Source organism: Leptospira kobayashii, from assembly GCF_003114835.2.
Taxonomy (GTDB): Bacteria; Spirochaetota; Leptospiria; order Leptospirales; family Leptospiraceae; genus Leptospira_A; species Leptospira_A kobayashii.
Window position 1 is genome coordinate 2,658,261 of sequence record NZ_AP025028.1, and the last position, 24,761, is coordinate 2,683,021.

Below are 24,761 nucleotides of genomic sequence, written 5' to 3' on the forward strand. Positions count from 1 at the left end.
GGCCTGTGGCTACAAAAGTATTTAAGCTCTTTCTTTTCCTTTTCTTTATTTTCTACTAGCCTCTTCTTTACGTAATTCTTGAGTCAGATGCATGGAACAAAAATGAGGACCGCACATAGAACAAAAATGCGCCTTCTTCATTCCGTCTTGAGGTAATGTTTCATCGTGATAAGACTGTGCAAGTTCCGGATCGAGAGAAAGTGCGAATTGATCTTCCCAACGAAACTCAAATCTTGCTTTGGAAAGTAAATTGTCCCTCTCCTGCGCACCGGGATGACCTTTTGCCAAATCAGCCGCATGCGCTGCGATCTTATAAGCGATCATTCCGTCCTTTACATCCTGTTTATTAGGAAGACCCAAATGTTCTTTCGGTGTCACATAACAAAGCATTGCTGTCCCGTGCCAGGCAATCATAGCTGCTCCAATAGCAGATGTTATATGATCATAACCAGGAGCGATATCCGTCACCAAAGGACCGAGAGTATAAAAAGGAGCTTCGTTGCAAAGTTCGGATTGAAGGCGAACGTTTTCTTCAATCAAATGCAAAGGAACATGTCCTGGCCCTTCCACCATCACCTGAACATCTTCTTCCCATGCTTTTTTGGTAAGCTCTCCAAGAGTTCTTAGTTCGGCAAATTGCGCTTCATCGTTTGCATCCGCGATACAACCCGGTCTGAGTCCGTCCCCTAAGGAATATGAAACCCCGTATTTCTTCATAACTTCATTGATCCGGTCAAAATGTTCGTATAAAAAATTTTCTTTTTTATGATGCAAACACCAACGAGCCATAATGGAGCCTCCACGTGATACGATTCCGGTGACCCTTTTCTCCGTAAGACGGACATAATCGTGCAACACTCCCGCATGAATCGTAAAATAATCCACACCTTGTTCCGCTTGCTCGATAAGTGTTTCCAGATAAACATCAATGTTCAGGTTTTCAGCCTTACCCTTTACCTTTTCCAAGGCTTGGTAAAGTGGAACCGTTCCGATGGGTGCGGGAGAATTTCGAATGATCCATTCTCTTGTTTCATGAATGTTTTTACCCGTCGATAAATCCATAACGGTATCGGATCCCCATCTGAGCGCCCAACGCAATTTTTCCACTTCTTCTTCAATGGACGAAGAGATCGCGGAATTTCCGATGTTTGCGTTCACTTTCACAAGGAATTTTTTTCCGATGATCATCGGTTCCAGTTCCAGGTGATTTTTGTTAGATGGTATAATGGCGCGGCCGATTTTCACTTCATTCATTACGAATTCAGGACTGACATTTTCACGCATTGCTACAAATCGCATCTCTTCCGTAATTTCTCCCCGCCTAGCATAATACATCTGGGAAAAATTTTTATCGCCTCTGGACTCTCGTTTTTCTATCCAAGGTTTTCTGATTTTTGCGATGCCTTGTTTGTAATCGAATTCCTCGTGATGCATACACAGACTTCCTTCCGTTCGATAGGAATGAAATGTTGTTCCGTCTGTTAGTCGGATTTCGTTTTTTGGAATTATAAATTCCTCAGTTGTTTGTGAAGTTTGGTTCATATATCCTCCCAAACCGTCCGAAACTGACTGAAAGTGGAAATGGGAGAACTAGGGAAGAATTTGTATAAGACTATACAAAAATAGATTTAGCTCTTTTCCGTTTCCCTTCGCTGGCATTATCCAGATCAGGTTCATGGGGACTCTCTCAGAGTTTCTTTACGAAACCCACCCCCAACGGTTATAACTCAAGGCTAAAGTGAACGACTGAATTTGACAACGATAAATTGAGGAGATTTTATCCATCCTAGTTTATCAAAAACCGGTTTATCGGATTTTTAGAAAAGTTTTTGGAGATAGATTGTAGAAGAGAGAAAAAAGAATGCAGTATAACTTTTATTAACTGTTAACCGGCGATCCTGCCCTTTCTTTCCATTCTATGAATGTAGACTTGAAGATCCTGTTTTCCTTTAGGTCCGATTTCAGTGAACTGCACCCCGTAAATTCCCTCTTCTTTGGATTTTTTACCGATTTGTTTGATCACTCCTCGCGCCAAAAAATCCGCAAGATCTCCGGGAAGTGCTACAAGAATTTCAATTTTTTCATTCATATCCCATTCTTCAAAATGATTAGGCGCCACGATCCCGATCCCTCCGAGACTCAAATCCCTAGCCTTCAAAACATCCAATAGTACGGAACCCATAAGATGCACTTCCACAGGCTCTTTCTCTTCCGGGATCACTCGGACAAATTTACGTTTATCTTGGCTTTGCGGCATTTCAGGTAAATTAAGGTAATAAAATAAGAATGTAAACCAGGATTTATCATTTTCTTTCGCTTGATAAAAGAGAAAAAGGTCGGGGAATAGAAGGGAAACGAAATATGGATTCTATTTCCTGGGAAACCGTTCGATCTCCTTTAGTTCTCACTTTACAAGTTACAATCATTTCCACGATCTTTGCAACTTTCCTCGGAATTTTTTTCGCGTATTGGATGAGTCGGTCCGCCTTTTGGGGCAAAACTTTGATCGATGCGATTTTGACTCTACCGATGGTGTTACCTCCTACAGTACTTGGATATTATCTTCTCGTCCTTTTCGGTAAAAAAGGAATTTTCGGAGAACCTCTTTTAGAATACTTTCATTACTCCATTATATTCCATATCCATGGAGCCATTCTCGCATCTATGATCGTTTCTTTTCCATTGGTGTATCGTTCCGCAAAAGCATCTTTCGAAGACTTGGATCCCGAATATGAAGAAACGGCAAGGACTTTGGGAAAATCCGGACTCACTGCATTTCTTTTCGTGATCTTACCTTTGTCCTGGAGAGGAATTCTCGCAGGATCTATGTTAGCTTATGCCAGAGGGATCGGCGAATTTGGAGCCACTTTGATGATCGCCGGAAATATTCCGGACAAAACGCAAACGATTGCCCTGGCGATTTATGATTCGGTTCAATCCGGTAAGGATGATTTTTCCCTGGCTTTGGTATTTCTTGCTTCCCTTATCTGCATAATAGTTTTAACATTATCGGGAATTCTTTTGAAAAAACCCCATTGGTAAATCTATTCCTATGAAACAAAAATTTCTTTATTACTTCATAATCGTAAGTTTTCTATTATCCACTCCCTTATTTTCCGACGAACAAGAGATCATAGTATCGGCTGCTTCCAGCCTAACAGATGTTCTCAAAGAAATCGGAGAAAAATTCGAAAAAAAACACGGAGTTAAAGCGGTTTTCAATTTCGGATCATCGGGAAGTCTTTATCAACAGATAGCAAAAGGCGCCCCTGCAGACGTTTTTATTTCCGCCGACGAAGACACGTTAGATAAGGGAATTCAGAAAAATGTTTTGGATCCGAAGTCCAAAAAAATCCTACTCAAAAACAATTTGGTTCTAATTCTTCCCCAGGCCAGCATATTCAAGATCGAAACATTAAAAGATTTGTTAAAACAGGAATTCAAACGGATTGCGATAGGAAATCCGAACAGTGTTCCTGCCGGACGTTATGCGGAACAAACATTAGAAAAGGAAAAATTACTCATAGCGTTAAAAGAAAAATTCATCCCATGTGAAAACGTAAGACAGGTCCTAGACTATGTTAGCAGGGAAGAAACGGATGCGGGTTTCGTATACCAGACGGACGCTACTATCGCGGAGGGAAAAGTAAAAGTCGCTCTGCTACTTTCCGGACACAAGCCGATCTTATATCCCGGAACTCTGGTTTCCGGCACCAAACATCCTGAAGCTTCCTTATTATTTTTGGAATTTTTGCAAAGTGCCGAAGCCAAAGAAATTTTCACTCAATACAAATTCATTCTTCCTTAATGACTCTGTGCGTAAATATTCAAAAAAAGGTAGATGATGGAAAAAGAGAATTCCGGCTCGATGTCCAATTCTCTTTTTTTGAAAATTTCCAAATCATCTACGGACCTTCCGGTGCCGGAAAAAGCCTGACATTGAAAGCAATTGCGGGACTGATAAAGCCGGATTCCGGAAAAATTTCTTTCGGGGAAAGGATCTACTTCGATTCTGAAACCCGTAAAAATATCCCTTCCGAAAAAAGAAATCTAGGATACCTCTCCCAAAATTACGGATTGTTTCCCCATTTAACAGTTCGAAAGAATATAGAATTCGGATTAAAAAAACAATTCCCATTTCTCCGGCCCGCCAAAGCCGACAGAGAAATCGTTAACCATTTATTGCAACTATTTGAAATGGAAGGAACTGCGGAAAGTTACCCGAAAACTCTTTCGGGAGGCCAAAAGCAGAGAGTCGCTTTGGCAAGGGCACTTGCCCGAAAACCGGAAATATTGCTTCTGGACGAACCCTTTACCGCTTTAAATCCGGACCTGCGCATAAGAATGAGAGAAGAATTAAAGTCTCTCCGGGAAAGGATCCAAGTTCCGATCCTACTCATCTCTCATGATCTGACCGATCCTGGCTTTTTCGGGGTACGCCCTTTGTACATGGAAAACGGTAGAATCCGGAAGGAGCCCTGACAGAACGAGAGATTCCTTCTTAAGAAAGCCTCGACCGAACTCCGATATATGTTATAATGTTTCCTTGCCAGAGAAATATGAGATGAAAAAGCAAATTTTGCCCGGAGCGATCTTTACCTTATTTGTCCTATTTGCTTTAGAGAAAGATCTAGATGCAAAAGTCACCTGTTCCGGAGACGCATGTACGATTTTACCCACCACCATCCAAACCCAATTGAACCAGGTAGATCAGGCATTACAGGCACAGTATACGGATAAGATTTTATCCACCATGGCGGAATCCGCTGTCATCACAAACATCAATTCCTCGCTTATGGGATCGGGCATCGTTAATAGATTTCAAATCGGGGGAGGCATGGCACTTGCCGGCCAAAAGAAAGAAGACATCAATGTTTCCTATAGGGACTTGAATTTTTCCAAACTTCCCAACGTGGGAGCCTCTCTTTCACCTAACCTTGTTTTTGCTGTCAATTTGGGATGGTTACTCGGAGACGGTCCTTCGGATACGGACCAAGACTTGAAAACATTCATGCATCGTTTCAATCTATATGTGCACGGATTCAAATTCAACTTTGCCGAAGGAGATGTTCAAAAAGCGATCGAAGCACAAAATAAGAACGTTCAGTTAGGTGGGGATATAACAACGGGGGGATTTACTCTTCGGTTTCATATATTCGATAGTTACTCGGACGGAATCGGTATTTTCGAATTTTCGGGAATCTCACTCGGTATGGGAATGCACTACCAAAGGCAAACCATCGATGTTACTTATAATGACGGAAAAACGCAAGCAATCACTTTAGGTCCGGCCATGGGAACCTGGGGAGGTTCCACTACTTTCAATTACAATAGCACACTCACAAGTGTTCCTTTGGATGTGCGTACCGGTTTCAGGATGTTTTATTTTTTAACTTTTTTTGCAGGTGCGGGAACTTCACTTAACTTCGGTTCTACGAACCTAAAAATAGAACGATCAGGCCCTTTGACAATCGCACTGGATGCAGGTTCCGTGGCTTCTTCTTTACCTGCGGAAGTGCAAGCACTGATTCCCAGCTCCGTACTCGGACAAAGTAAATCAGGGACTTTGGCATTGGATGTTTCAGGAACAGCCAATGCACCCAATTCCACTAGCTTTCTTGTTACAGGGTTAGAGCTGAATGTATTATTAACCAAAGTTACAGTGGAAGCGATGGTTTCTCAAAAAGTCCAATCTGTGATGGTAGGCGCCAAAGTCGCTTTTTAACAGCTATTCCTTCCAATTGGTATCTTTCTTGCATGAGTGTATACGAAAGGACCACACTGCTTATTTCTTTTGCTCGCTCTGGGCCCCATGCTCAACATTTAAGCAGTTTGCGTAAAAGAGGACAAAGAATGACTACTACTGCAATTATGAACGAGACCAAAAAACCAGTTCTACATGTATCTTGCGTGCCTAGAAAAGATACCACCTTGCTCAAAATCTCGCTCTCCCAGGATGATTTGGGGATTCTTTTTCGAGTCACTTCGGTATTGTACATTCACGGTTGGGATATCCTGGAAGCAGTCGCGGAAACATCACATGAAGGTCATGTTCAGGATTTATTTGTAATCCGCAGTTGGAATGGAGGGGAAATGACGGAATCCCTCCTCTCTCAAATCAGAAAAGATCTCTATTCTCTGTTTTACGAAGGAAAACCTGTAGAAGAGTATTTGCGTGATCACGGAAAAGGAGAGGTGCTGATCAGAAAGGTAGGAGACCCGGAAGCTTCTTTGAAATTGTACAACCCGATCTCTTCCGATTTTACTGTAATGGATCTGAGAATGAAAGACAATACGGGAATCTTATTTCAAATCACGGAAGCGCTCTTTCATTTGGGAATCGATATCATCAGTTTCACTGCCAATAGTTCCGACGGAAAGATCAGAGATAGTTTTTTGCTCCGAACTTCCCTCACTGGAGAGAAGTTAGACGAGAAAACGATGTTTCCTTTGCTACGCTCCCGACTCGAAAATTTTCTTTAATTGGAAAATTCTCTTTTGGTCTTTGTACCGTACAAAACGTACCAAAACAAGATCAGAATCAACAAAGAGATTACAAAAGTAAATTCCGCTCCTTTTTTAAAATAGAAGATTGCGAATACGATCGGAGACAGGGCACGCGCAAGGGATCCGAAGCTTCTAAAAAAGCCGAGAGACATACCTTGGTCTCCCGCTCCGCTTTCCAAAGACGCGAAAGAAGAAAGCCCCGGATTGACGAGAGCGCTTCCGAATGCCAGAAAGAAAATCGCAAGGAAAGTAAACCCGATACTTTGTCCGAAGATCAAAATCAAAAATCCGATCGCTACGGAAAAAGAACCGATTCCTGCTATGGATCTTTCAGGGTATTTTCCGGAAATTCTTCTGACAATCCCGCCTTGCACGAGTACGATGATCATTCCTATGTAAAGAAAAGTAAAACCTATATCTTTCGGAGAAAAATGAAAATTTTCTGAAAGATAAAAATTGATCACAAATTCAAATCCTGAAAAACTAAATATAAAAAGTAGATTCAGAATGGAAATTCGAATCAGATTCTTGGATTCGATTTTGGAGATAGCAAGCAAGGGATGGATTTCCTTGAACTTTTCCTCGGTAACTTTCGACTCTTTCAGATAAAATAAGATCAATAGTAATGTAATCAAAGAAACGACGATTCCGAAAAAAGCGGATGCAGGAAATATAACAGCAGTTCCATTCAAATACAAAAAATCGAGAAAAGTCAGAACCGAACTCATTCCCCCGAATAGAGGGCCCATAATGAATCCAAGCCCGATTCCCGCTCCCAGTAGCCCCATTCCTGCGGCCCTGGATTTTTCATCGGTTGTATCAGCCATTGCTGCGGAAGCTACGGATAAATTCCCGCCCATGATCCCTGTGATGACTCTGGACAAAACGAACATCCAAAACTGAGAGGAGAAGAACCAGATCGAGTAACCCACTACACTTCCCAAGGTAGTGAATATAAGAATGAACCTTCTTCCCATTCGATCGGAAAGTTTTCCCCAAATGGGGGCCGATAAAAATTGCAAAAAAGAATATATGGAACCGAGAATCCCACCGAATAAAACCATGGTGAATTCCTTGTTTCCATCGCCTCCTATTTGTAAGGCTAAATCATAAAATAAGGAAAAGACGGAATCGTTTCCTTTGAGCAGAAAATGTTCGATTGTTTTGGGAAATAAAGGAAATAGAAGGGAAAATCCCATCATATCCGTAAACACGATTAAGAATAATATAACTCTAGTTTGTTTTTGAGAATTTGGCATTTGTAAAAGGGGTTATAAAAAAAAGCCACAGATCACTCTGTGACTTTTTCCCGTCAAAAAGGGATGATAAAAAAAGCGGATAAGACTCTTCTTATTTGCTTTTTACTTTATCGATCAAAGCTTTCAACTCATCAAGACCTTGTTTCAGTTTCTCTTTCACTTGAGGAGGAAGAGCAGTATCAATTTGTGCATAAATAGTTTGATAATTTGCCTGAAGCTTTGCAACGATTTCATCGTAACTAGCATTTGTTTTTCCAATAGCCCCTTGTGCATCAGCGATTGTTTTATTCAAAAGGTCTCTGATTTTTTGAGCATCAGGAGATTTGTCCAATTCACCTTTGCTTTTAAGATCGTTGTAAACTTTTTCAAGATCAACTACTGCTGTTTTTAACTTTTCTTCACCGGATCTAAACAAAGCGATTCCAGCGTTTACTACATCCATTACTAATTTTTCCATACAATATTCCTCTCGGGAGTCAGTTCCCTTATATCGGGATTCCCAAAAGTAGATTATGATTCGTCACATGACAATTAAAAAAAGAATGTTTCCCATAAAGTAGAGAGACATAATCTGAAGTTTATCCAAATATTCTAATCTTTGGAAGAAACTACTTTGTTTCTTAGCTATTTTCGATTAGCTTCTTGATTTGGTCTCTGATTTTTGCGGCGGTTTCGTAATCTTCCGTTCGGAGAGCGTTCTCCAAGGTTTCTTCCAAAATCTGCAGATTGGATTTGGGTAGGGCTTGGATTTTTTTCTCTGGTACGATATTGTCCCCTTGGATTTCATCCTCTTTCATCACAATCCCAGCTTCGTCTAATACTGATTTTGCGATAAAAATAGGAGCATTCGCTCTGAGAGCAAGTGCGATGGAATCGGAAGGTCTTGCATCCAAAGTCAAAATCTCTTCATCTCTTCTGAGTTGAATTTTTGCATAAAAAGTACTGTCTATGATTTCTTCGATTGTGATCTTCAGAACAGTAGCTCCCATTGCAGTCAGCATATAGAGCATAAGATCGTGAGTCATCGGTCTGGGTGGTTTTGTACCGTCGATCACAGTAGTGATGGAATGAGTTTCCAGAGGACCGATAAAGATAGGAACCACTCGGTTGTCTTCGGTATCCTTGGGCCTAAGGAATACGGCAAAGCCAACATTGGTCAGGCTAATATCAGAGATTTTTACTTCGAAAAATTCCATAGATGACCTGTTTGCCTCGCAATTATAAATGGGCCCAGAAGGGCTCGAACCTTCGACCCGCAGATTATGAGTCTGCTGCTCTAACCAACTGAGCTATAGGCCCTTTACCCATTCCAATGTTTTTCAGAAAAAGGGAGAGACAAGCAGAAAACAGTTACTCACTCCCTATGGAGCGAATAAAGAGTCCTTTTTCGAAAAAATCCTCTAAATCCGTTCTTTCTTTTCTCCAAAAAATCCACGCCCAATAATGATTCTGCCCTTTTGACCAAATCCAGAGATTTGCTTTCAAAAGATTTTGGTTTCTGACTTGCTCCGCACGGTAGACCAAGACGTTTAAACCGGAAATATTTAGAGTTTCCTTTGATTTGTTTTTCCCATGCCAGAATATCTCGGATTCATAAGCTTCCCTTTCAAAAGAAAGAGAATTTAAGGGAAGTTTTCGCAAAACAATGAAAAACGGATCTCTCTCTGCAGGATAAATATGGGCTGTTGTTTCAAAACTAAGGGATTGTTCTTTGATCACCACATTTTCGGGAAAAGAAAACTCTTGTCCTTCCCATAGGAATTTCTCCGGTTTCAGAAGTAATTTTTGGGAAAGAATCGTTGTAAAACTAGAACTGATTGCAAGAATAAAAAATACAGTCCTATACATGAACTCCATTTCAACGAAAAGCACCCGGAGCTTGCAAGCAAGAAAAGGATATACCGGCATCTATGTGCATTATCCTTTTTGTTATCAGAAATGCGATTATTGTGATTTTTTTTCGGAAGGAATCGGAGAAGGAAGATCCAACGTAGAAGATTTGTTATTCGAATCCTACAAAAAGGAGTTTTTGCTTAAAAAAGCAAATTCGAAAGAACTAAAATCCGCAAAAGTAGACACCGTATTCATGGGAGGGGGAACTCCCAGCAAAGCCAGTCCCGAAAATTGGTTTCGATTGTTAAAATTTTTCAGAGAAGAATCGGATTTTAGTTCCGATCCGGAAATCAGCATAGAAGCGAATCCGGAAGACCTGTCTTTGGATTTTATCCAAAGCTTGAAAGAAGCTGGGTTTAACAGGCTCAACATCGGTGTGCAAACCAGAAGCCCGAGGGACTTAAAGTTTTTAGGCAGATATTATGATGAAAATAAATACCAGAATCTAAAATATATTTTGCAAAACTCTCCTATCGAACGAATCGGAATTGATTTGATGTACGGACTTCCCGATTCGAAAAAAGAAGATTTTTTGGATGATCTGGATTATTTTTTGGATCTCCAGCTAAACCATATTAGTTTGTATTCGTTGACATTGGAAAAAGGAACTTCCTATTCCAGAAACGTAAAAGATAAAAAAGCAAAACCTCCCAACGAAGAAATGCAAAGGGATATTTTGGAACTGCTCCCTTCTCTTATGCGGAAAAGAGGTTATACCTGGTATGAAGTTTCCAATTACTGTAAAGACGAGTTTTTTTCCCGCCACAACCTACGTTACTGGACTTACGAATCCTATCTCGGACTCGGACCCGGAGCACATGGTTTTTTGGACGGATCCAGATACGGGAATCCCAGAAACACAAGCGCTTACCTGAAACATCCGGGCAGACCTTCCACGGAAGAGAGTTCTTCCCCCAGAGAAGAACTCGCGCTCTCCTTATTCAGACTCTTTTTACCCATCCACATTCCTTCTTTTCTGGAGGCTCATATACCACCGGAAACTGCGAAAAGAATGATTTCCAGTCTGGATGCATTCGCCGCAAAAGATTACTGTGATTGGGATGGTTCCCGTTTTCAATGGAAACCCGCCGCATTACTTATATTAGATGATCTGATTACGGAGCTTGCTATTTCCGATTAAATTTTCCGGCTCTTTCATACAAAATGTATGGAAAAAGGTTTGCCCGTAAGCCCTATTCGAAAAATACTGTCCCTATCCCGGGCCTGTAGCTCAGTTGGTTAGAGCACACGCTTGATAAGCGTGGGGTCATAAGTTCGAGTCTTATCAGGCCCATAGAGGATACCGTTTTTACACGGGGCGTTAGCTCAGCTGGGAGAGCATCTGATTTGCATTCAGAAGGTCATCGGTTCGATCCCGATACGCTCCAAAATCCTTCCCGATCCTCTGCATGTTTTCCATTGACATCTGTCTCCCTGTTTGGTGGGACCTTCCTGAAAATGGAAACTTTTCCCCTTTGGTCGTTTTACTGCTGTTTGTCGGACACTTTACTGCTTAGATTTTTTATTTAACTTAAGGAAATAAAAAAACCGGGAAGAATTCCCGGTTTCAGAACATACCATCGTTTTTTTATTTTAGAGCGAACTTCAATGAACTTCTCGAAAGCTCTTGTATCTGTTCTCTTCTTCATCCCAAACATGGCATTGTTTCCATTGTTTGTAGATATAAGAAATACTGAATTTGCCCTCTTTCACATCGTTTGCATATTCCGATTTTAAAAGCTCCCGGTACGCCTCCTTCAGATGATAACACGGAATTGCCGTAGAAAGATGGTGAGGTGTGTGAATATCAATATGAAAATGCAAAAACGAAATGATTTTCGGGTTTAGAAAATTATATGTGGAATGGATCTGACCTTTGTACGGATTCCAATCTTCGGATTTGTAAAAATGGATCTCATCCGAAGTATGATGGAGATAAGTATAATAACTCATCCAAAATTGGAACACAAGGGCAGGTGCTATGAAAAAATGAAAGATGGAGCTCAGCTTGCCGGTCAAAAGATACGCGGAAACAAAAAGAACACCAATTCCCAAAGCCAAAACTATATAAGATAGATAGAGTTTTTTTCTATGAGAATCGATGTATTTGCTCGGGTAAGCATGATTGATGATATTATGCAATAGAGAACCCAGAGGAGGCAAATATCTGGTCCATCTGTAAATCGCCGCGCGTATGGGCTTTTTTTCACGAAGAACCAGATACTGATTCACCGTAAACGGCAACCATGCATTGTCATAATACACATCCTCTTCATTCGAATCCAAATGGTTCGTATGCGCATGATGTGCGTTATGTGAAAATTTCCAACCGTAATAGGGATAAAAGGAAAATAGAAAGAAAAAATGACCGAGTGTATCGTTCGTCTTATTGTTTTTCAGAAAAGAGGCATGGGCACAATCGTGACCCAAAACAAAAAGAGAAGTGACGGAAGTGCCTGCAAGAATCCATCCCAAAGGCAATAGATATGTATAATCGTTTTGAATGAGAAAAAAAAGTAATCCCAAGCTCAAAGTATGAAAAACAACTCCTACGATCACGGATAAAATCGCTTTTTTGACGTTGGGGCGGTACAACTCGGGGCGAATGGATTTCACAGGTCCTGTTAAATTGACAGGCTCCCTCCTCTCTTTCGTTTCTATTTCCGAAACAGAAGTGGATTTTTCCAAAATGGGAATCATGCAGAGGTCCTCAGGTGCTCTTCTTATAATGAACACCGCTAAATATTTTTGTCTGAGATTAAAGATCAGCCCCCATCTGTCAAGAAAGCTTAGTTGGGAAGGAAAACGCCTTTTCCTGAAATTGTCATAAGACCGCCATTCCCATGAAATAAGATGGGATTTCCCTAGAAAAAAGGTCTTGCCTAGTAGTGAATTTCGTTAGAAACCTGACGAAGCCATGTCTGTAAGAGATATTCTGAAAGAAAAACAAACCTCTCTTCTCACCATCGAAGAAGATCACAGCGTTTTGGAAGCCACAAAGCTAATGGTTTCTTCCAAAGTAGGTTCCATTATGGTCACTTTCCAAGGAAAGTTGGCGGGAATTTTCACTGAGAGGGATTTGATGAGGATTGTGGCAGAAAAACATGAAAGTCTGCACAAGATAAAACTGAAAGATGTGATGACAACCCAACTGACAGTTGCTAATCCGAATGACGAAGTGGATGATGTGTTAAATACAATGCTGTCCAAAAGATTCAGGCATATGCCGGTGATGGAAGACGATCTGATCATCGGACTCATCTCCATCGGGGACGCGGTCAAAGTGAAATTGAGCAAGACCGAAAAAGAAATGCATATACTTCGCGAATATATGTACGGTTCCCACTAAACCGGTTTTCGCTTCGCAAATTTTATATCTCTTCGATTATAGATAAAGATTATCAAAATTCTTTTTTTTGCGGGATACTACTTCCCGCAGAATAGATTCCAGATTTTTAGTATCTTCCCGGTTGTAAGCAATCAGAAGATTCAGTTTTTCCAAATCATCGTATTCCACATAATCTCTCCAAAGAAGAGGCGCCATCTTTCCATCCACGGATTGGATTTCTTCCGGGCGAATGAGGCCTAACTGGATTTCCGATTTTTTCAGTCCTCCTTTGATTCCCATATCATGAAGCACATTCATCAAATCCAAATGCACATTGGAAATCTTTTGATTGAATTCCTTTTCCAAAAAGGGAACATCAAACCTCTTTCCGTTATAAGTAACTAAAATCAGATCATCGGAAAGATCATCTAACATAAATTCGAGATTTTTTCCTCTTTCGAATGTGAACATTTCTCCGTTCAAATAAAAACTGGCCACAGTGACAAAGGATGTTTCATCGATTCCTGTAGTTTCAATATCCAGATAACAGAATTTATGCGGAAAATCTTCCCATAATCTCCAAAGTTCCTTATTGGGAAGTTTGGATACGAAATATAAAAAATCCTTTTCTTTCCATTTCGAATTCAAAAATTCCGCTTCTTCGTGCAGAAAGGAAATGGAAGGTAAAAATTGAATTTTTCCCCAATTTTCCGGACTTAAACGATACAAGTCATCCCAGTCCAGAATCCCGTTATCCCAAAGTCTGGATTGAAGAACAGGCCCTATCCCTGAAATGATTTCAAAACAGGAACGTATCATAGAATCGGAGTGTTTTGAATCCAACGTATAATCCCTTCCCGAAAAACGGAAGACCTTTCTCCGAATCCGATTCGCAAATATCCTTCTTCTTCGAAATTGATTCCCGGAAGCACAAAAACACCTGTTTTGTGAAGAAGAGAGTCGCAATATTTTTCAGAAGAAATGCCTGGTTTTAATTTCGCCCAGCCAACAAGTCCCCCTCCTACTTCTCCGAAAGACAGAATATCTTTCAGTTCCGATAAACTGGAATTCCAGAATGCCAAATTTTCCTTTTGCTCGGATTGAATCCCCGGTAAAAACGAATTTCGGTTTTGCAAAAGTCCCAGTGCAATCCGTTCGGATACGGGAGAAACCGTATGGGTGAGATAATCTTTAAATGAACGCGCTCTTTCTATGACTTCCCTGTTTGCGATCAGCCAACCTACCCGAAGCCCGGTCACACCGAAACATTTGGTAAAAGAACCTGTTCCGAAAAATCGATCTTTCGGAGAGACTCCCGTTTCACCTAAGGTAGAATTCAGATCAAGGAACCGGTAATGTTCGTCAAATAATACCGGTTTGTTTTTGGAGAGAAGGACTTCTTTCAGATTTGTCCATTCCCCATCGGGAACACAAGCACCTGTCGGGTTATGCGGTTGGTTCAGGATATAAAAATCTGCCTCGACGGGCTCCCAGTCGGAAGACCGTAAGGATTTGCCGACAGGAACTTTGATGATTTCCGCCCCCAACATTTTGGGAATTTCATACAACGCTTGAAATGCAGGCCAATAGAGAGCCAATTTCATTCCTTGCTTTAGAAACAAATGAAATAATAGATAAAGCGCCTCACTTGTACCAGTTGTTACAAGCACCTCATCGGGAGAGACGCCCGGGTAAAGTTTGGCAATTTCTTGCCTAAGATCGGCTCTCCCCCGATTGGGAGAGTCATTTAAGGGAATGGATAACATTTCTTCCCGGCCAAGCCCAGCGTACGACATCGCCTGGCCCAAATCCATTGGGTGAAATCCGCTTTCTCCCAAATTGCAAAAACAATTCGTCCGGTAAGATTCCAACCTTTCTTCTATGAAAAATTCTCTAGGTTCCAATTTTGATTTCCAGCTTTTCCAGTTTCAAAAGGATAGTATGTAAACTATGTTGAAACCAGAAGACCACATCCTCGCTTGGACGAAATCTCCTTTTTCTTCCGAAATCATAAACGAAGCAAAACTTGCTTTGTCTGAATTCGAAAGAGGAATTTCCACTCCTCTTACCGATGCATTTTCGATCCCTCTTGAATTCGGGACGGGAGGAATGCGCGGCAAAATCGGAAACGGTGTAGGGCTAATGAATACCTACACAGTGGGCCGGGCGGCCCTTGGATTCGTGCGTCATCTGATCAAAACAAATAAAAAAGCATCCATTGTCATCGCTTATGATTCCAGAAGGATGTCCAAAGAATTTGCGGAAGTATCGGCAGGCATTGCCGCAAGCCTAGGTGTGAGTGTAAAAGTTTTTCCGGTAGTCACACCCACTCCTCTTCTTTCCTATGCAGTTCGTTATTACAAAGCGAGCGGCGGAATTGTTATCACCGCTTCTCACAATCCTCCTGCTTATAACGGCTTCAAAGCTTATCTTGCGGACGGAGGACAGATTGTACCCCCCGACGATGCGGAGATTATAGGAAATATAGTATCCATTACGGATTGGAACCAAATCCAATTTGTAGATCCCAAATCAAAAATTTACAAACAATATGTGACTTCCGTAGGAAAAGATTGTTTTGCATCTTATTTAAAAGAATTAAAGAAAGCGAATATTCAATCCAAAGCAAAGCCCGCCGACAGAAAAAATCTGAAAATCGTATACTCTCCGTTACATGGAACAGGCGGAGAATCGATGAAGGCAACACTAAATTACTTCGGATATAAATCCGTATTCATTGTTCCCGAACAAAAAAAACCGGACGGTGAATTTCCTACGGTCAAATATCCCAACCCGGAAGAAAAAGATGCTCTCGCGTTATGTGAAAAACATGCCAAGATCAAAAAGGCAGCTGTCTTTATCGCAACCGATCCGGATGCGGATAGATTGGGAGTTGGGATCAGAAGAAAAGACGGAGAATACGAATATCTGAATGGAAACCAAATCGGCTCCATCATGGCTGCATACTTATGTGAAAAAGTATCCTCAAAAAAATCGAAAACCCAATTTCATCTGATCAAAACGATCGTAACAACCGACCTGCAGGAATCCATTGCGAAAAAAAATAAAATCAAAATGGCGAATGTGCTAACCGGGTTCAAATACATTGCGGAAGAAATGAAAGCTTTGGACAAAAAGAAATCCGATAAATTTTTGTTTGGTGGAGAAGAATCTTACGGTTACCTTCCCGTTCCTTTTGTAAGAGACAAAGATTCTCTTTCCAGTGCGCTTCTATTTGTTGAAATTCTCGCGGAAAAAAAAGATCTACTCACGTATCTGAATGAAATTTATCTGAAATACGGACTTTATCGGGAGAGTTTGTATTCTCTCACTCTCGAAGGAAGTTCCGGTCAGGCAAAGATCAAAGAATCAATAGAAAATCTACGCAAGACCAACTTACTCGGATTAAAGATCGGAGAAAGAAAGGTGGTTTCCGTAATGGACTACGGAAAACAGACTGTGGCAGGCACTGCCAAAGCAAGTATTTTCAAAGGAATGCCTAAATCAAATGTGATTCAATTGGAATTGTCAGGGAATGCCAAACTTACCATCCGCCCTTCGGGCACGGAACCAAAAGTAAAAGTGTATTCGTCCTTTCGCTCCCTTTCCTCTCCCAAAACGGGGGAACAGATTTCTCCTCTTTGGGATGAACTCGGGAAAGAGATTAACGTCGCTGAAAAAGAATTTTTAAAACTGGCAGGATTAACCAAATGAACGAAACAAAAAACAAATTCCAAGAAACCAAAGAACTTACGGAAAAATATTTACTCAATACATACAATAGATACCCTGTAGCTTTCAAATACGGAGTCGGTGAACTGTTGTTTGATCAGGACAACAAGGAATATATTGATTTTCAATCCGGCATCTCGGTTACAAACCTGGGACATGGGGAAGCGGATATCATAGAAGCTCTCAGAGAACAGTCGGATCGAATTTTCCATTCATCTAACCTGTATTATTCGGAAGAACAGGCAAAGCTCGCACAAGTGATCATCGAAAACAGTTTTCCCGGAAAAGTATTTCTTTGCAATTCCGGAACGGAAGCAAATGAAGCTGCCTTCAAACTGATCCGAAGACATGGGATTAATAAAAATCTCGAAAAGCCCGTGGTATTGGCACTTCATTCCAGCTTTCACGGAAGAACTTTTTCTTCCATGACGATGACTGGAAATTCATCGATCAGAGAAGGGTTCGGTGAACTGGCGGCTGATGTTCACTTTGTCACTCCAAATGACCAACAGTCTCTCATCTCTGCGTTTGATAAATACGGAGAAAACATTGCCGGACTTATCATGGAACTTATCATCGGAGAAGGCGGAATCATTCCTATGAGCCAAGGTTTTGTGAACCTCGCCCGAAAGCTAACGGAAGAAACAAACTCACTTCTTGTTTTCGACGAGATACAAACAGGTATGGGAAGAACGGGAAAAATGTTCTGCTTCGAACATTACGGCTTCGCTCCGGATGCATTCACTCTGGCGAAAGCATTGGGTTCCGGATTTCCCATCGGTGCCATGATCGTATCCGATGAGTATGCCCCCCTCATAGGAAAAGGTATGCACGGAACGACTTTCGGAGGAAACCATCTGGCTTGTGCCGTGGCATACGAAACCTTCAAAGTCATACTCAGCAGAAATATTTTGGAACATGTGGAAACTCTTTCCGTAAATATGTTCCAAAGATTGGAAAATATGAAGGCAAATTCGTCTCTTATCAAAGAGGTAAGAGGAAGAGGACTTCATATCGGCTTGGAATTGACCCTACCCTCAAGACCGATCGTGGAAGAATGTTTAAAGAGAGGACTCGTTGTGAACAGCACAGCAAACAACGTGATTAGAATTATGCCTCCTCTTACCATCTCGAATGAAAAAGCCTCCGAAGGTTTGGATATTTTAGAATCTGTATTAAAAGGATAAAAATGAAAAAGATAGCAGTACTCGCAGGTGATGGAATCGGACCGGAAGTTATGGAAGTGGCTTTGGAAGTTGTAAACAAAGCACTCGGTTCGAAAAAGAACGATTTTTCCTTTGAACCGGCATTAGTTGGTGGAGCGGCCATCGACGCAACCGGTTCTCCTTTACCTCCTGAAACTTTGAAATTATGCGAAGAATCGGCAGCGATTTTTTTCGGTTCCGTAGGCGGACCGAAATGGGAAGGCCTACCTCCCGACAGACAACCGGAAAGAGGCGCCTTACTTCCGTTACGCAAACATTTTGATTTGTTTGCCAATTTACGCCCTGCTATCATTTATTCGGAATTGAAAAATGCTTCTCCTCTTCGCGCCGATATCATCGGGGACGGATTGGATATTTTGATCTTAAGAGAACTTACCTCGGGAATTTATTTCGGAAAACCGAAAGGCAGAGAGGGCCAAGGCCCGGAAGAATTTGCTTACGATACGATGAAATATTCCAGAAGAGAGATCGAACGGATTGCACGCAAAGCATTCGAAGCCGCTCGCAAAAGAAATAAAAAAGTAACCAGTATCGATAAGGCGAACGTGCTTACAACATCCGTTCTTTGGAGAGAAGTAGTAATTGATTTGCACAAAAGGGAATTTTCGGATTGTTCCCTGGATCATCTCTATGTGGACAATGCAGCGATGCAGCTCATTGTAAAACCGAAACAATTTGATGTGATGCTTTGCGAAAATATGTTCGGTGATATCCTATCGGACGAAGCGTCCATCATTACGGGTTCCATTGGAATGTTGCCGTCTGCTTCCATTTCCGAATCGGGATTCGGACTTTACGAACCGTCCGGCGGATCGGCACCGGATATTGCAGGAAAAGGAATCGCAAACCCAATTGCACAGATCCTTTCCGGAGCTTTGTTATTACGTTACTCTTTTGGTCTGGAAGAAGAAGCAGTGAAGATTGAAAATGCGATCCGAACCGTTTTGAAAAAAGGCCTCAGGACCGGAGATATTGCGGAACAAGGCGCAAAAATTCTGGGAACGAAAGAAATTGGGAAAGAAATCCAAAACGCCATCTAAAGAATTAGGACAGAGGGACATATGCAAGCAGGAATAGCGCCAACGGGTAGACCGTATAATATACTTATCGCGGAAAACTCAAAGTTTCAGTCCAAACAATTGCAACAAATCCTGGAATCGGAAGGTTTCAAGATCATTGGAATTGCAGAAACCGGCAAAGAACTTTTACAATTGTACAAGGAAAACAAACAACAAATCGATTTGATTACGGTAGAAATCTTTTTGCCGGAAGTCGACGGTTATGCTGCATTCTGGGATATAAAAGATATGGGAATATTACCGCGTATCATGTTTATCTCGGAAGAAAATACTCCCAGCGTAGTGAAAACTCTATTGGAAAACGGTGCGATGGAATATATCATCAAACCGATCAAAAGAGAAAAGATTTTGGAAAAGATAAAAGAAACTCTGGTTAAGATTCCCAAAATATAACGTTAAAATTTCTACCCTCTTCTTTGGAACGATGACTAAAATACTTAGGAGAGAGGAACACTTCATTGTTTTGGGGATCCAAAGCCAAATTGTGAAATTCCTTTCTCAGTCTCACAAGAATCGCTTCCTTCACACCGAGTAGGTATCCCATTCCGGGAGCTTCTATCACAACACCCGGCGGCATGCTCATAAAATGTTTAGCGACGTCCCATTGGACGATATAGTTTTTCTTGGAAATGGAAGGACCGACAAACACTTGTAACTCTTCTTCCGTGAATCCTTGGGACTTCAACCAATGAATTAATTTTTCGGAGATCCCGAGAAGTGCTCCTTTCCAACCGGAATGTAAGGCGGCAATCATAGGTTTTGTTTTCGAATAACAGAAAACGGGAACACAATCCGCAGTGCGAATCACCAAACCGGTATTTGGTTGCAATGTAACTAAACCATCTCCCGCACGATCCGATTCTTCCGGAAAATGATCTTCCATCACCGCATCGAAATGAGCCGGATCGGGAAGCCAATCCGATATACGCCCGGATTCCACCAAAGCAATCTCTCTTTTGTGAACCTGTTGGAGGGAAAAAATTTTATCCGTAGGAAGTTTTGTATATTTGGAAACGATAATATTGGTCGCAGACTGCCAACCTGCATCCTCTTTCGGAAAAGAGCCTCCGGGGAAAGTATCCTTCCACGCATCTTTGCCGAGTGTTAAACAATGAATCTTGCCATAGGGAACTTCAATGGTGCGAGAATCTTCTATCATTGTAAAAAATCAATATCCTTTGCTGTGTCCATTTTTCTCCGAGCAATCTCTTTGTAAAGCGGGGAACAATCCCAGTATTCCCGTTTGCATAAATTGGAAAATTTGAATGGATCGAAATAAAGGACCATTATTTTCCAAGAAAAATCCCGCCATTGATATGTAATATAAGGCAAGGAAGCGGAAGGAAAACGATCATCCAAGACTAAATCCAATTTGCGTTCTTTCATTTCAAGAAGGCTCGCATTTTTTTCATGTCCAACCCGCCCGCGAGTACTAGTAGATTTACGAGCGAGCCTTTTGTCTGTTAGGCCAGTCTCCGCCTCCCACGCATAATCGGGACGCATCCAATATATAAAATGAGCCTGAGCTCCGAAAAATGCAACACGAAATCCTTGCAAAGAATTCAGATCATATCCGCTATCAAATGTAAGTTTATTACCGTAAAATCTCCTCTCTTCTCCGATCCCATTCCAGGTAGACTCTTTCGCATTTTTTCCTCCGAAAGGATCCATATACAGGATAAGAGAGATTAGAAATAAAAATGAAAAAAGATAAACCGGGATCTTCTTTTGTTCCTGTAAAATCCGATTCTTTGTATTTTTGAAATTTATCAATTTCAAATATTCATTCACATGCGTATATACGATCCAAGACAGATAAGGGATAACGGGAATCCAAAATCGCATTCCCATAAAATCTCCACCTACGTAAATTACATAAGCCATGTACAATAGCACTGCTGCGGATAAAAAACTTTTTCTTTCACGAAAGAAAAGATTTCTTCCCAACAAATAAAGAGCAAAAGTAAAAATCAATGCATAAACAGGATAAACCCGAAACCAATATAAAAGATAACTCGTCCCTTGCGAAAAATAACCCGGATGATTCGCTTTTGCATAAAATGTATTCGGCAAAATCTCTCCGTAATAATCAATACGCAAGAGCTCCATTCCTACAAGAACTCCGAGAGGTAACAGAAGATAGTTGGACAATGTCTGTTTGAATTGTACTATGGATTTGATCTCATGGAAGCGGGATAAGAAATGAATTCCGAAAAATAAAGCACCTTCCGGGCGGAGCAAACTCGCAATTGCAAAAAGGAGACTTGCATATTTTGAATCTTTCTCCCATTCCCGCAAAGCAACACTTAGAAAAAACGTGAAACACATGGTCTCCAAACCGGAAGTTGCAAAGATCCAATTATGATAAAATAAAGAAAGGTGGAGTGTGAAAATAGGAAAGATCAGAGAAGGATATTTTTTTTTCTCTTGGAAGGAAAAATAAGTAAGTAGTCCGAAGAAAGATAAGATACCGAAAAAGACGGAAGTGTTTAGAGAAGAAAAGGAAAATTTGATTCCCAAAGAAAGCAAAATCGTCCAAAGAAAATTGCTGTACCCTTCGACTTTCTCCCCCGATTGAAATACAAGCCCAGCTCCTTCCGCAAAGTTCCTAGCATATACAAAACTGATAAATGCATCATCGCAAAGCCAACGCAAAAAATACGATTTATAAATAGCAAATAAGATGCTTGCTGCGGATAAGATAACAAATGAGTATTTTGCGAACAAAATTTTCAATTTCATAATGAGGGAACGATTTATTTATCCAGTTCGAAGGAACGGATAAATTCTTCAATAAGGTTGATATGATCCATTTCAGGATTCGGGTTTTCTTCGGAAGGTTCGTAAAGGAAGTCATCAAACAAGTGGAAGTCGAATATTTTCAATTCAAAATCGGGAAGTGTTATGATTATATTCTCAGCATGCACATCAAATATCAATTTCTCTTCTTCCGCGAGAAACTTTGTTACTTCAATCACCCGATTAAAATCCACAGCAATCTTCTTCAACTTGGATCTGGAAATGATCCCAAAGCGATGCGTATCGAAGTTCAGTTTCCATTTGGGAAAAAATTTATCCAAGATTGCATTCTGATCCAACTTTTCATTCCTGATGGTAAATTCTTTCAGATGTTTTCCGGGCAATAAAGTCTGCTGGTCGCAAGGAGTCAGAGTGATCGACGGAACTTTCCAGGGAGTATTTCGAATGCGAAGCCCCATAAAAAAACGAGTGGGAATCACCAAATCGGGGATTAAAGATTTTAATTTCCAGTAGTGCAATCTTTCCAATCCCAAACGTTTGAATTTGAATTCGATCTCGTCCCGGTTGGATTCGAAGATGGTTTGTTTCTGAAGATAGTTTTTTAAATCAATTTCCTCTTTCTTCAGAAACTGATCCATGTTTCTTCCTACTTGTTTGAAAAGGGAACCGAACAGTGCGTCCGAGGGAAGTTTCGATTTTCCGATTTTGACTACCTGATTCCAGGGAAGTTTATAAACAAATTTATAAGAACCCCTTCCTATATAGTCATGTTGGGATAGAGGAAGAAAATTGTCCAAATACTCCCTGTTATATCGGTGTGTGATTCTGAATACATGGGATACGGGAAAAGCCCACTCGTAAAACTTTCGAAGAGGGCCCGATTGTCGCAAGACCTCGTCAACAGGAAGGTCTTCGATGGGAATGGGAATCGCTTGTTTTTCAGGATCATGGAAAAGTTCCTTATCCAGGCCCTTTTCCAATAACTCCAAAAACTGAGGAATCTTTCCCCACTTGGGGTATTGATTCCAAAGGGAGAATACCTTGTCTTTTATCGTTTTGAAACGGCTTTCTCCCTCCGGCATCTACTTAGTCCAAGGAATGACTGCTTTGTATTCTCCCAAAGCTTTTTTAGAAGACATTGCTTCTTTTAATTGGGAATCCGCAGTTTCGTCAAACCACCAGTAGTCGGTAACAAAATCTTCCGTTCCGTATTTTCCCAAAGGAAGAGTTGGCGCGGAGAATTTTCTCCAATACAAAATACGAGTACTAGGCAAATGCCACAAAAGAACATAAGGATATTCCTTATAAATGATCTTATCGATTTCTTTTACGATCGAATTTCTTTTGTTCAAATCGAATTCAGCCTTTTGTTTTTCGATCAATGCATCGACCGCAGGAATTTTCAAACCGGGCAGATTGGGTTGTCCTTCTTCACTCGCATATTTGGAATGCCATTGCGCTTCCGGATCTTTGAAAACTCCCGAACCCCAAGCAGCCCAAGTCATATCAAAATCGTATTTGTCTACACGGGCACTCCATGCAGCTAAGTCCGTAGTTTCAATGTTAGCATCTATTCCCACTTCTTTGGCTTTTTCCAAAAAGACAGTAAAATATTTTTCCGTACTTTTATCCCTATCCAAGATAGTAAATTTGAAAGGTCTTCCGTCTTTTTCCAACAAACCTTTCGCATTCGGTTTCCATCCCGCTTCAGAAAGTAATTTTCTAGCTTTTTCGACATTGAATTCGACGGGAGTATTGGGATTTTTTTCACCGCCGAAATAATAATCGGGATAATAACTATTCGTAGGATCATATTCACCATACGCGAGTTTGTCGATCATGAGCTTTCTGTCGACAAGAACTGCCATAGCTTCTCTTACACGTTTGTCTTTAAAGATATCCCTTCTGGTGTTCATCGCCCAGCCTTGAAACCCGATCGGTTTTAAGTTGAAAAAACGCTGTTTTGCAATCCAATTTTTATCAAATACTTCACCCTTCGCTTCCTCTACCCAAACCGAAGCTTTGTACACTGGATAAACGTCGATATCTCCTTTTTTGAATGCTTGTAAGGCGACTGTTTCTTCGTTATAAACCTTATAAACCACCTGATCGAAGTTATTTGTGGTTTTATGAAACGGATAAGCTCTTTTCCACCAATCCGTTCTTCTTTCCAACTTGACATATCTTCCTTTTTTGGACTCAACCAATTTGTAAGGACCGGATACAATCGGAAACTCGAAGTTTTCTTTATTGAAATCCTTTCCTTCGAAATGATGTTTCGGTAAAATCAAAATCGAAGATGCCAAATCATTAAAATTGTTCCAGTGCACTTCTTTCGCTTCGAAACTAACCGTAAATTCGTCTTCCTTAACAGGTTTTGCAAATCGCGATAAAGAAATGCGAAATACTGCTGTTGCGTTCGCTGGATTCATAATCGTATCATAGGTAAATATCACATCATCCGCTGTGACTGATTTTCCATCCGACCATTTTGCATTTTGATCCAAGTAAAACGTAAACTTACGCTTGTCAGTCGATATCTTCCAAGATTTCGCCAAATTAGGATAAGGCTCAAGAGTCAAAGGATGATAAATCACCAAAGATTCGAACATGGAAGTAAATATCCTGGCGGTCGTGGTGAATTGATCCAAATAATAATTCAAAGACTTGGGAAATTGGTGGGAATAGATACTGATCCTTCCCCCTTTTTTAGCATCCAGGCTTGCAGCAGGATTGGCTGCCTGGAGAAGTGGAGGAATGGAATTTAAATCTCCGGTCCAAGGAATTTCCTGGAGTTTGGCAATCTTTCCACCGGGAGAATCCGAGTCAGAGTCAGAACAATGGACAAAAACGGTTGCGAACAGAAACGCTACTGCGAATATTTTTGAAACCAAAAGGGGCTTGCGCATTTATTTTCCTTCTAGAAGAATTTAGGTCGTCTCTTATGAAACACCCCTTCCATCAAACCTGGTTGTAC

At 40.9% G+C, this 24,761-nt stretch carries 24 protein-coding genes, 3 tRNA genes and 1 riboswitch; of the genes, 13 read left to right on the top strand and 14 right to left on the bottom strand.

The genetic code is table 11. The annotated features are described in order from the left end of the window. Positions 1 to 45 precede the first annotated feature (45 nt). Both thiC and DI077_RS11955 read right to left on the bottom strand, forming a co-directional pair. On the bottom strand, positions 46 to 1,542 hold the full coding sequence (gene thiC / locus DI077_RS11950; RefSeq protein WP_109019163.1) for a phosphomethylpyrimidine synthase ThiC: 1,497 nt from the start codon (positions 1,540 to 1,542) through the stop codon (positions 46 to 48). An 85-nt stretch (positions 1,543 to 1,627) separates the two neighbouring features. Beyond that, positions 1,628 to 1,725: riboswitch (TPP riboswitch) on the bottom strand. Positions 1,726 to 1,885: 160 nt separating this feature from the next. Continuing rightward, positions 1,886 to 2,257 carry a PilZ domain-containing protein gene (locus tag DI077_RS11955; RefSeq protein ID WP_109019162.1) on the bottom strand — a complete coding sequence of 124 codons (372 nt, stop codon included), beginning with the start codon at positions 2,255 to 2,257 and terminating at the stop codon, positions 1,886 to 1,888. Positions 2,258 to 2,361: 104 nt separating this feature from the next. On the opposite strand from DI077_RS11955, the gene modB reads away from it, so the two are divergent. From modB to DI077_RS11980, 5 genes are all read left to right on the top strand, one after another. Further along, complete coding sequence (modB, locus tag DI077_RS11960; protein ID WP_109019161.1) at positions 2,362 to 3,042, top strand: molybdate ABC transporter permease subunit; 681 nt, start codon at positions 2,362 to 2,364, stop codon at positions 3,040 to 3,042. 10 nt (positions 3,043 to 3,052) lie between these two features. Beyond that, positions 3,053 to 3,808 carry a molybdate ABC transporter substrate-binding protein gene (gene modA / locus DI077_RS11965; RefSeq protein ID WP_109019160.1) on the top strand — a complete coding sequence of 252 codons (756 nt, stop codon included), beginning with the start codon at positions 3,053 to 3,055 and terminating at the stop codon, positions 3,806 to 3,808. Further along, positions 3,808 to 4,482, top strand: a complete 675-nt coding sequence (locus DI077_RS11970) for an ATP-binding cassette domain-containing protein (RefSeq protein ID WP_109019159.1) — start codon at positions 3,808 to 3,810, stop codon at positions 4,480 to 4,482. Before modA ends, DI077_RS11970 begins: the two co-directional genes overlap by 1 nt. An 82-nt stretch (positions 4,483 to 4,564) precedes the next feature. Beyond that, positions 4,565 to 5,725 (top strand): Lsa36 family surface (lipo)protein, encoded by a 1,161-nt coding sequence (locus tag DI077_RS11975; RefSeq protein WP_109019158.1) that lies wholly within the window; start codon positions 4,565 to 4,567, stop codon positions 5,723 to 5,725. Positions 5,726 to 5,853: 128 nt separating this feature from the next. After that, positions 5,854 to 6,483 (top strand): ACT domain-containing protein, encoded by a 630-nt coding sequence (locus DI077_RS11980; protein ID WP_242935182.1) that lies wholly within the window; start codon positions 5,854 to 5,856, stop codon positions 6,481 to 6,483. Here DI077_RS11980 and DI077_RS11985 read toward each other — a convergent pair. The 5 genes from DI077_RS11985 to DI077_RS12005 form a co-directional block, all read right to left on the bottom strand. After that, positions 6,480 to 7,766: an MFS transporter gene (locus tag DI077_RS11985; protein WP_109019157.1), complete on the bottom strand. Its 1,287-nt coding sequence runs from the start codon at positions 7,764 to 7,766 to the stop codon at positions 6,480 to 6,482. The two genes, DI077_RS11980 and DI077_RS11985, sit on opposite strands and share 4 nt — an antisense overlap. Positions 7,767 to 7,857: 91 nt before the next feature. Next, positions 7,858 to 8,223, bottom strand: a complete 366-nt coding sequence (locus DI077_RS11990; RefSeq protein WP_109019156.1) for a phasin-related domain-containing protein — start codon at positions 8,221 to 8,223, stop codon at positions 7,858 to 7,860. A 163-nt stretch (positions 8,224 to 8,386) separates the two neighbouring features. After that, positions 8,387 to 8,962, bottom strand: coding sequence for a bifunctional nuclease family protein (locus DI077_RS11995; RefSeq protein WP_109019155.1), 576 nt, complete (start codon positions 8,960 to 8,962; stop codon positions 8,387 to 8,389). 29 nt (positions 8,963 to 8,991) lie between these two features. Next, a tRNA-Ile gene (locus DI077_RS12000) sits at positions 8,992 to 9,065 on the bottom strand. Positions 9,066 to 9,116: 51 nt separating this feature from the next. Continuing rightward, on the bottom strand, positions 9,117 to 9,614 hold the full coding sequence (locus DI077_RS12005; RefSeq protein ID WP_109019154.1) for a hypothetical protein: 498 nt from the start codon (positions 9,612 to 9,614) through the stop codon (positions 9,117 to 9,119). Here DI077_RS12005 and hemW point away from each other — a divergent pair. The 3 genes from hemW to DI077_RS12020 all read left to right on the top strand — a co-directional run bounded on the left by hemW (position 9,613) and on the right by DI077_RS12020 (position 11,047). Next, a complete protein-coding gene (gene hemW, locus DI077_RS12010; protein WP_109019153.1) occupies positions 9,613 to 10,800 on the top strand; it encodes a radical SAM family heme chaperone HemW in 1,188 nt (395 codons plus the stop codon). The genes DI077_RS12005 and hemW overlap by 2 nt on opposite strands. Positions 10,801 to 10,879: 79 nt before the next feature. Beyond that, positions 10,880 to 10,953 (top strand) — tRNA-Ile (locus tag DI077_RS12015). A 21-nt stretch (positions 10,954 to 10,974) separates the two neighbouring features. Further along, a tRNA-Ala gene (locus tag DI077_RS12020) sits at positions 10,975 to 11,047 on the top strand. Positions 11,048 to 11,264: 217 nt separating this feature from the next. Here DI077_RS12020 and DI077_RS12025 read toward each other — a convergent pair. Further along, positions 11,265 to 12,359, bottom strand: coding sequence for a fatty acid desaturase (locus DI077_RS12025; protein ID WP_109019152.1), 1,095 nt, complete (start codon positions 12,357 to 12,359; stop codon positions 11,265 to 11,267). A gap of 217 nt (positions 12,360 to 12,576) precedes the next feature. On the opposite strand from DI077_RS12025, the gene DI077_RS12030 reads away from it, so the two are divergent. After that, the gene (locus DI077_RS12030; RefSeq protein ID WP_109019151.1) at positions 12,577 to 13,008 is read left to right on the top strand and encodes a CBS domain-containing protein; all 432 of its coding nucleotides are present in this window, start codon (positions 12,577 to 12,579) and stop codon (positions 13,006 to 13,008) included. Positions 13,009 to 13,044: 36 nt separating this feature from the next. On the opposite strand, the gene DI077_RS12035 is transcribed toward DI077_RS12030, so the two are convergent. After that, on the bottom strand, positions 13,045 to 13,830 hold the full coding sequence (locus DI077_RS12035) for a ribonuclease H-like domain-containing protein (RefSeq protein WP_242935183.1): 786 nt from the start codon (positions 13,828 to 13,830) through the stop codon (positions 13,045 to 13,047). Next, on the bottom strand, positions 13,803 to 14,891 hold the full coding sequence (locus DI077_RS12040) for a pyridoxal phosphate-dependent aminotransferase (protein ID WP_109019149.1): 1,089 nt from the start codon (positions 14,889 to 14,891) through the stop codon (positions 13,803 to 13,805). The genes DI077_RS12035 and DI077_RS12040 overlap by 28 nt, the downstream gene beginning before the upstream one ends. A gap of 46 nt (positions 14,892 to 14,937) precedes the next feature. Here DI077_RS12040 and DI077_RS12045 point away from each other — a divergent pair, with 46 nt between their 5' ends. Genes DI077_RS12045 through DI077_RS12060 form a run of 4 tightly spaced genes read left to right on the top strand, consistent with a single transcriptional unit; the run spans position 14,938 to position 19,417 of the window. Next, positions 14,938 to 16,701: a phospho-sugar mutase gene (locus DI077_RS12045; RefSeq protein ID WP_109019148.1), complete on the top strand. Its 1,764-nt coding sequence runs from the start codon at positions 14,938 to 14,940 to the stop codon at positions 16,699 to 16,701. After that, a complete protein-coding gene (locus DI077_RS12050) occupies positions 16,698 to 17,906 on the top strand; it encodes an aspartate aminotransferase family protein (protein ID WP_109019147.1) in 1,209 nt (402 codons plus the stop codon). The genes DI077_RS12045 and DI077_RS12050 overlap by 4 nt, the downstream gene beginning before the upstream one ends. Positions 17,907 to 17,908: 2 nt before the next feature. Further along, the gene (gene leuB, locus DI077_RS12055; RefSeq protein ID WP_109019146.1) at positions 17,909 to 18,985 is read left to right on the top strand and encodes a 3-isopropylmalate dehydrogenase; all 1,077 of its coding nucleotides are present in this window, start codon (positions 17,909 to 17,911) and stop codon (positions 18,983 to 18,985) included. A 21-nt stretch (positions 18,986 to 19,006) separates the two neighbouring features. After that, a complete protein-coding gene (locus DI077_RS12060; RefSeq protein WP_109019145.1) occupies positions 19,007 to 19,417 on the top strand; it encodes a response regulator in 411 nt (136 codons plus the stop codon). Here DI077_RS12060 and DI077_RS12065 read toward each other — a convergent pair. The 4 genes from DI077_RS12065 to DI077_RS12080 are packed head-to-tail and all read right to left on the bottom strand — an operon-like array spanning position 19,398 to position 24,693. Then, positions 19,398 to 20,183, bottom strand: coding sequence for a purine nucleoside phosphorylase YfiH/LACC1 family protein (locus DI077_RS12065; protein WP_109019144.1), 786 nt, complete (start codon positions 20,181 to 20,183; stop codon positions 19,398 to 19,400). The genes DI077_RS12060 and DI077_RS12065 overlap by 20 nt on opposite strands. Beyond that, complete coding sequence (locus tag DI077_RS12070) at positions 20,180 to 21,766, bottom strand: hypothetical protein (RefSeq protein ID WP_109019143.1); 1,587 nt, start codon at positions 21,764 to 21,766, stop codon at positions 20,180 to 20,182. The genes DI077_RS12065 and DI077_RS12070 overlap by 4 nt, the downstream gene beginning before the upstream one ends. Positions 21,767 to 21,780: 14 nt before the next feature. After that, positions 21,781 to 22,866 carry a hypothetical protein gene (locus DI077_RS12075; RefSeq protein ID WP_109019142.1) on the bottom strand — a complete coding sequence of 362 codons (1,086 nt, stop codon included), beginning with the start codon at positions 22,864 to 22,866 and terminating at the stop codon, positions 21,781 to 21,783. Then, positions 22,867 to 24,693 carry an extracellular solute-binding protein gene (locus tag DI077_RS12080; protein WP_109019141.1) on the bottom strand — a complete coding sequence of 609 codons (1,827 nt, stop codon included), beginning with the start codon at positions 24,691 to 24,693 and terminating at the stop codon, positions 22,867 to 22,869. Positions 24,694 to 24,761: the final 68 nt, after the last annotated feature.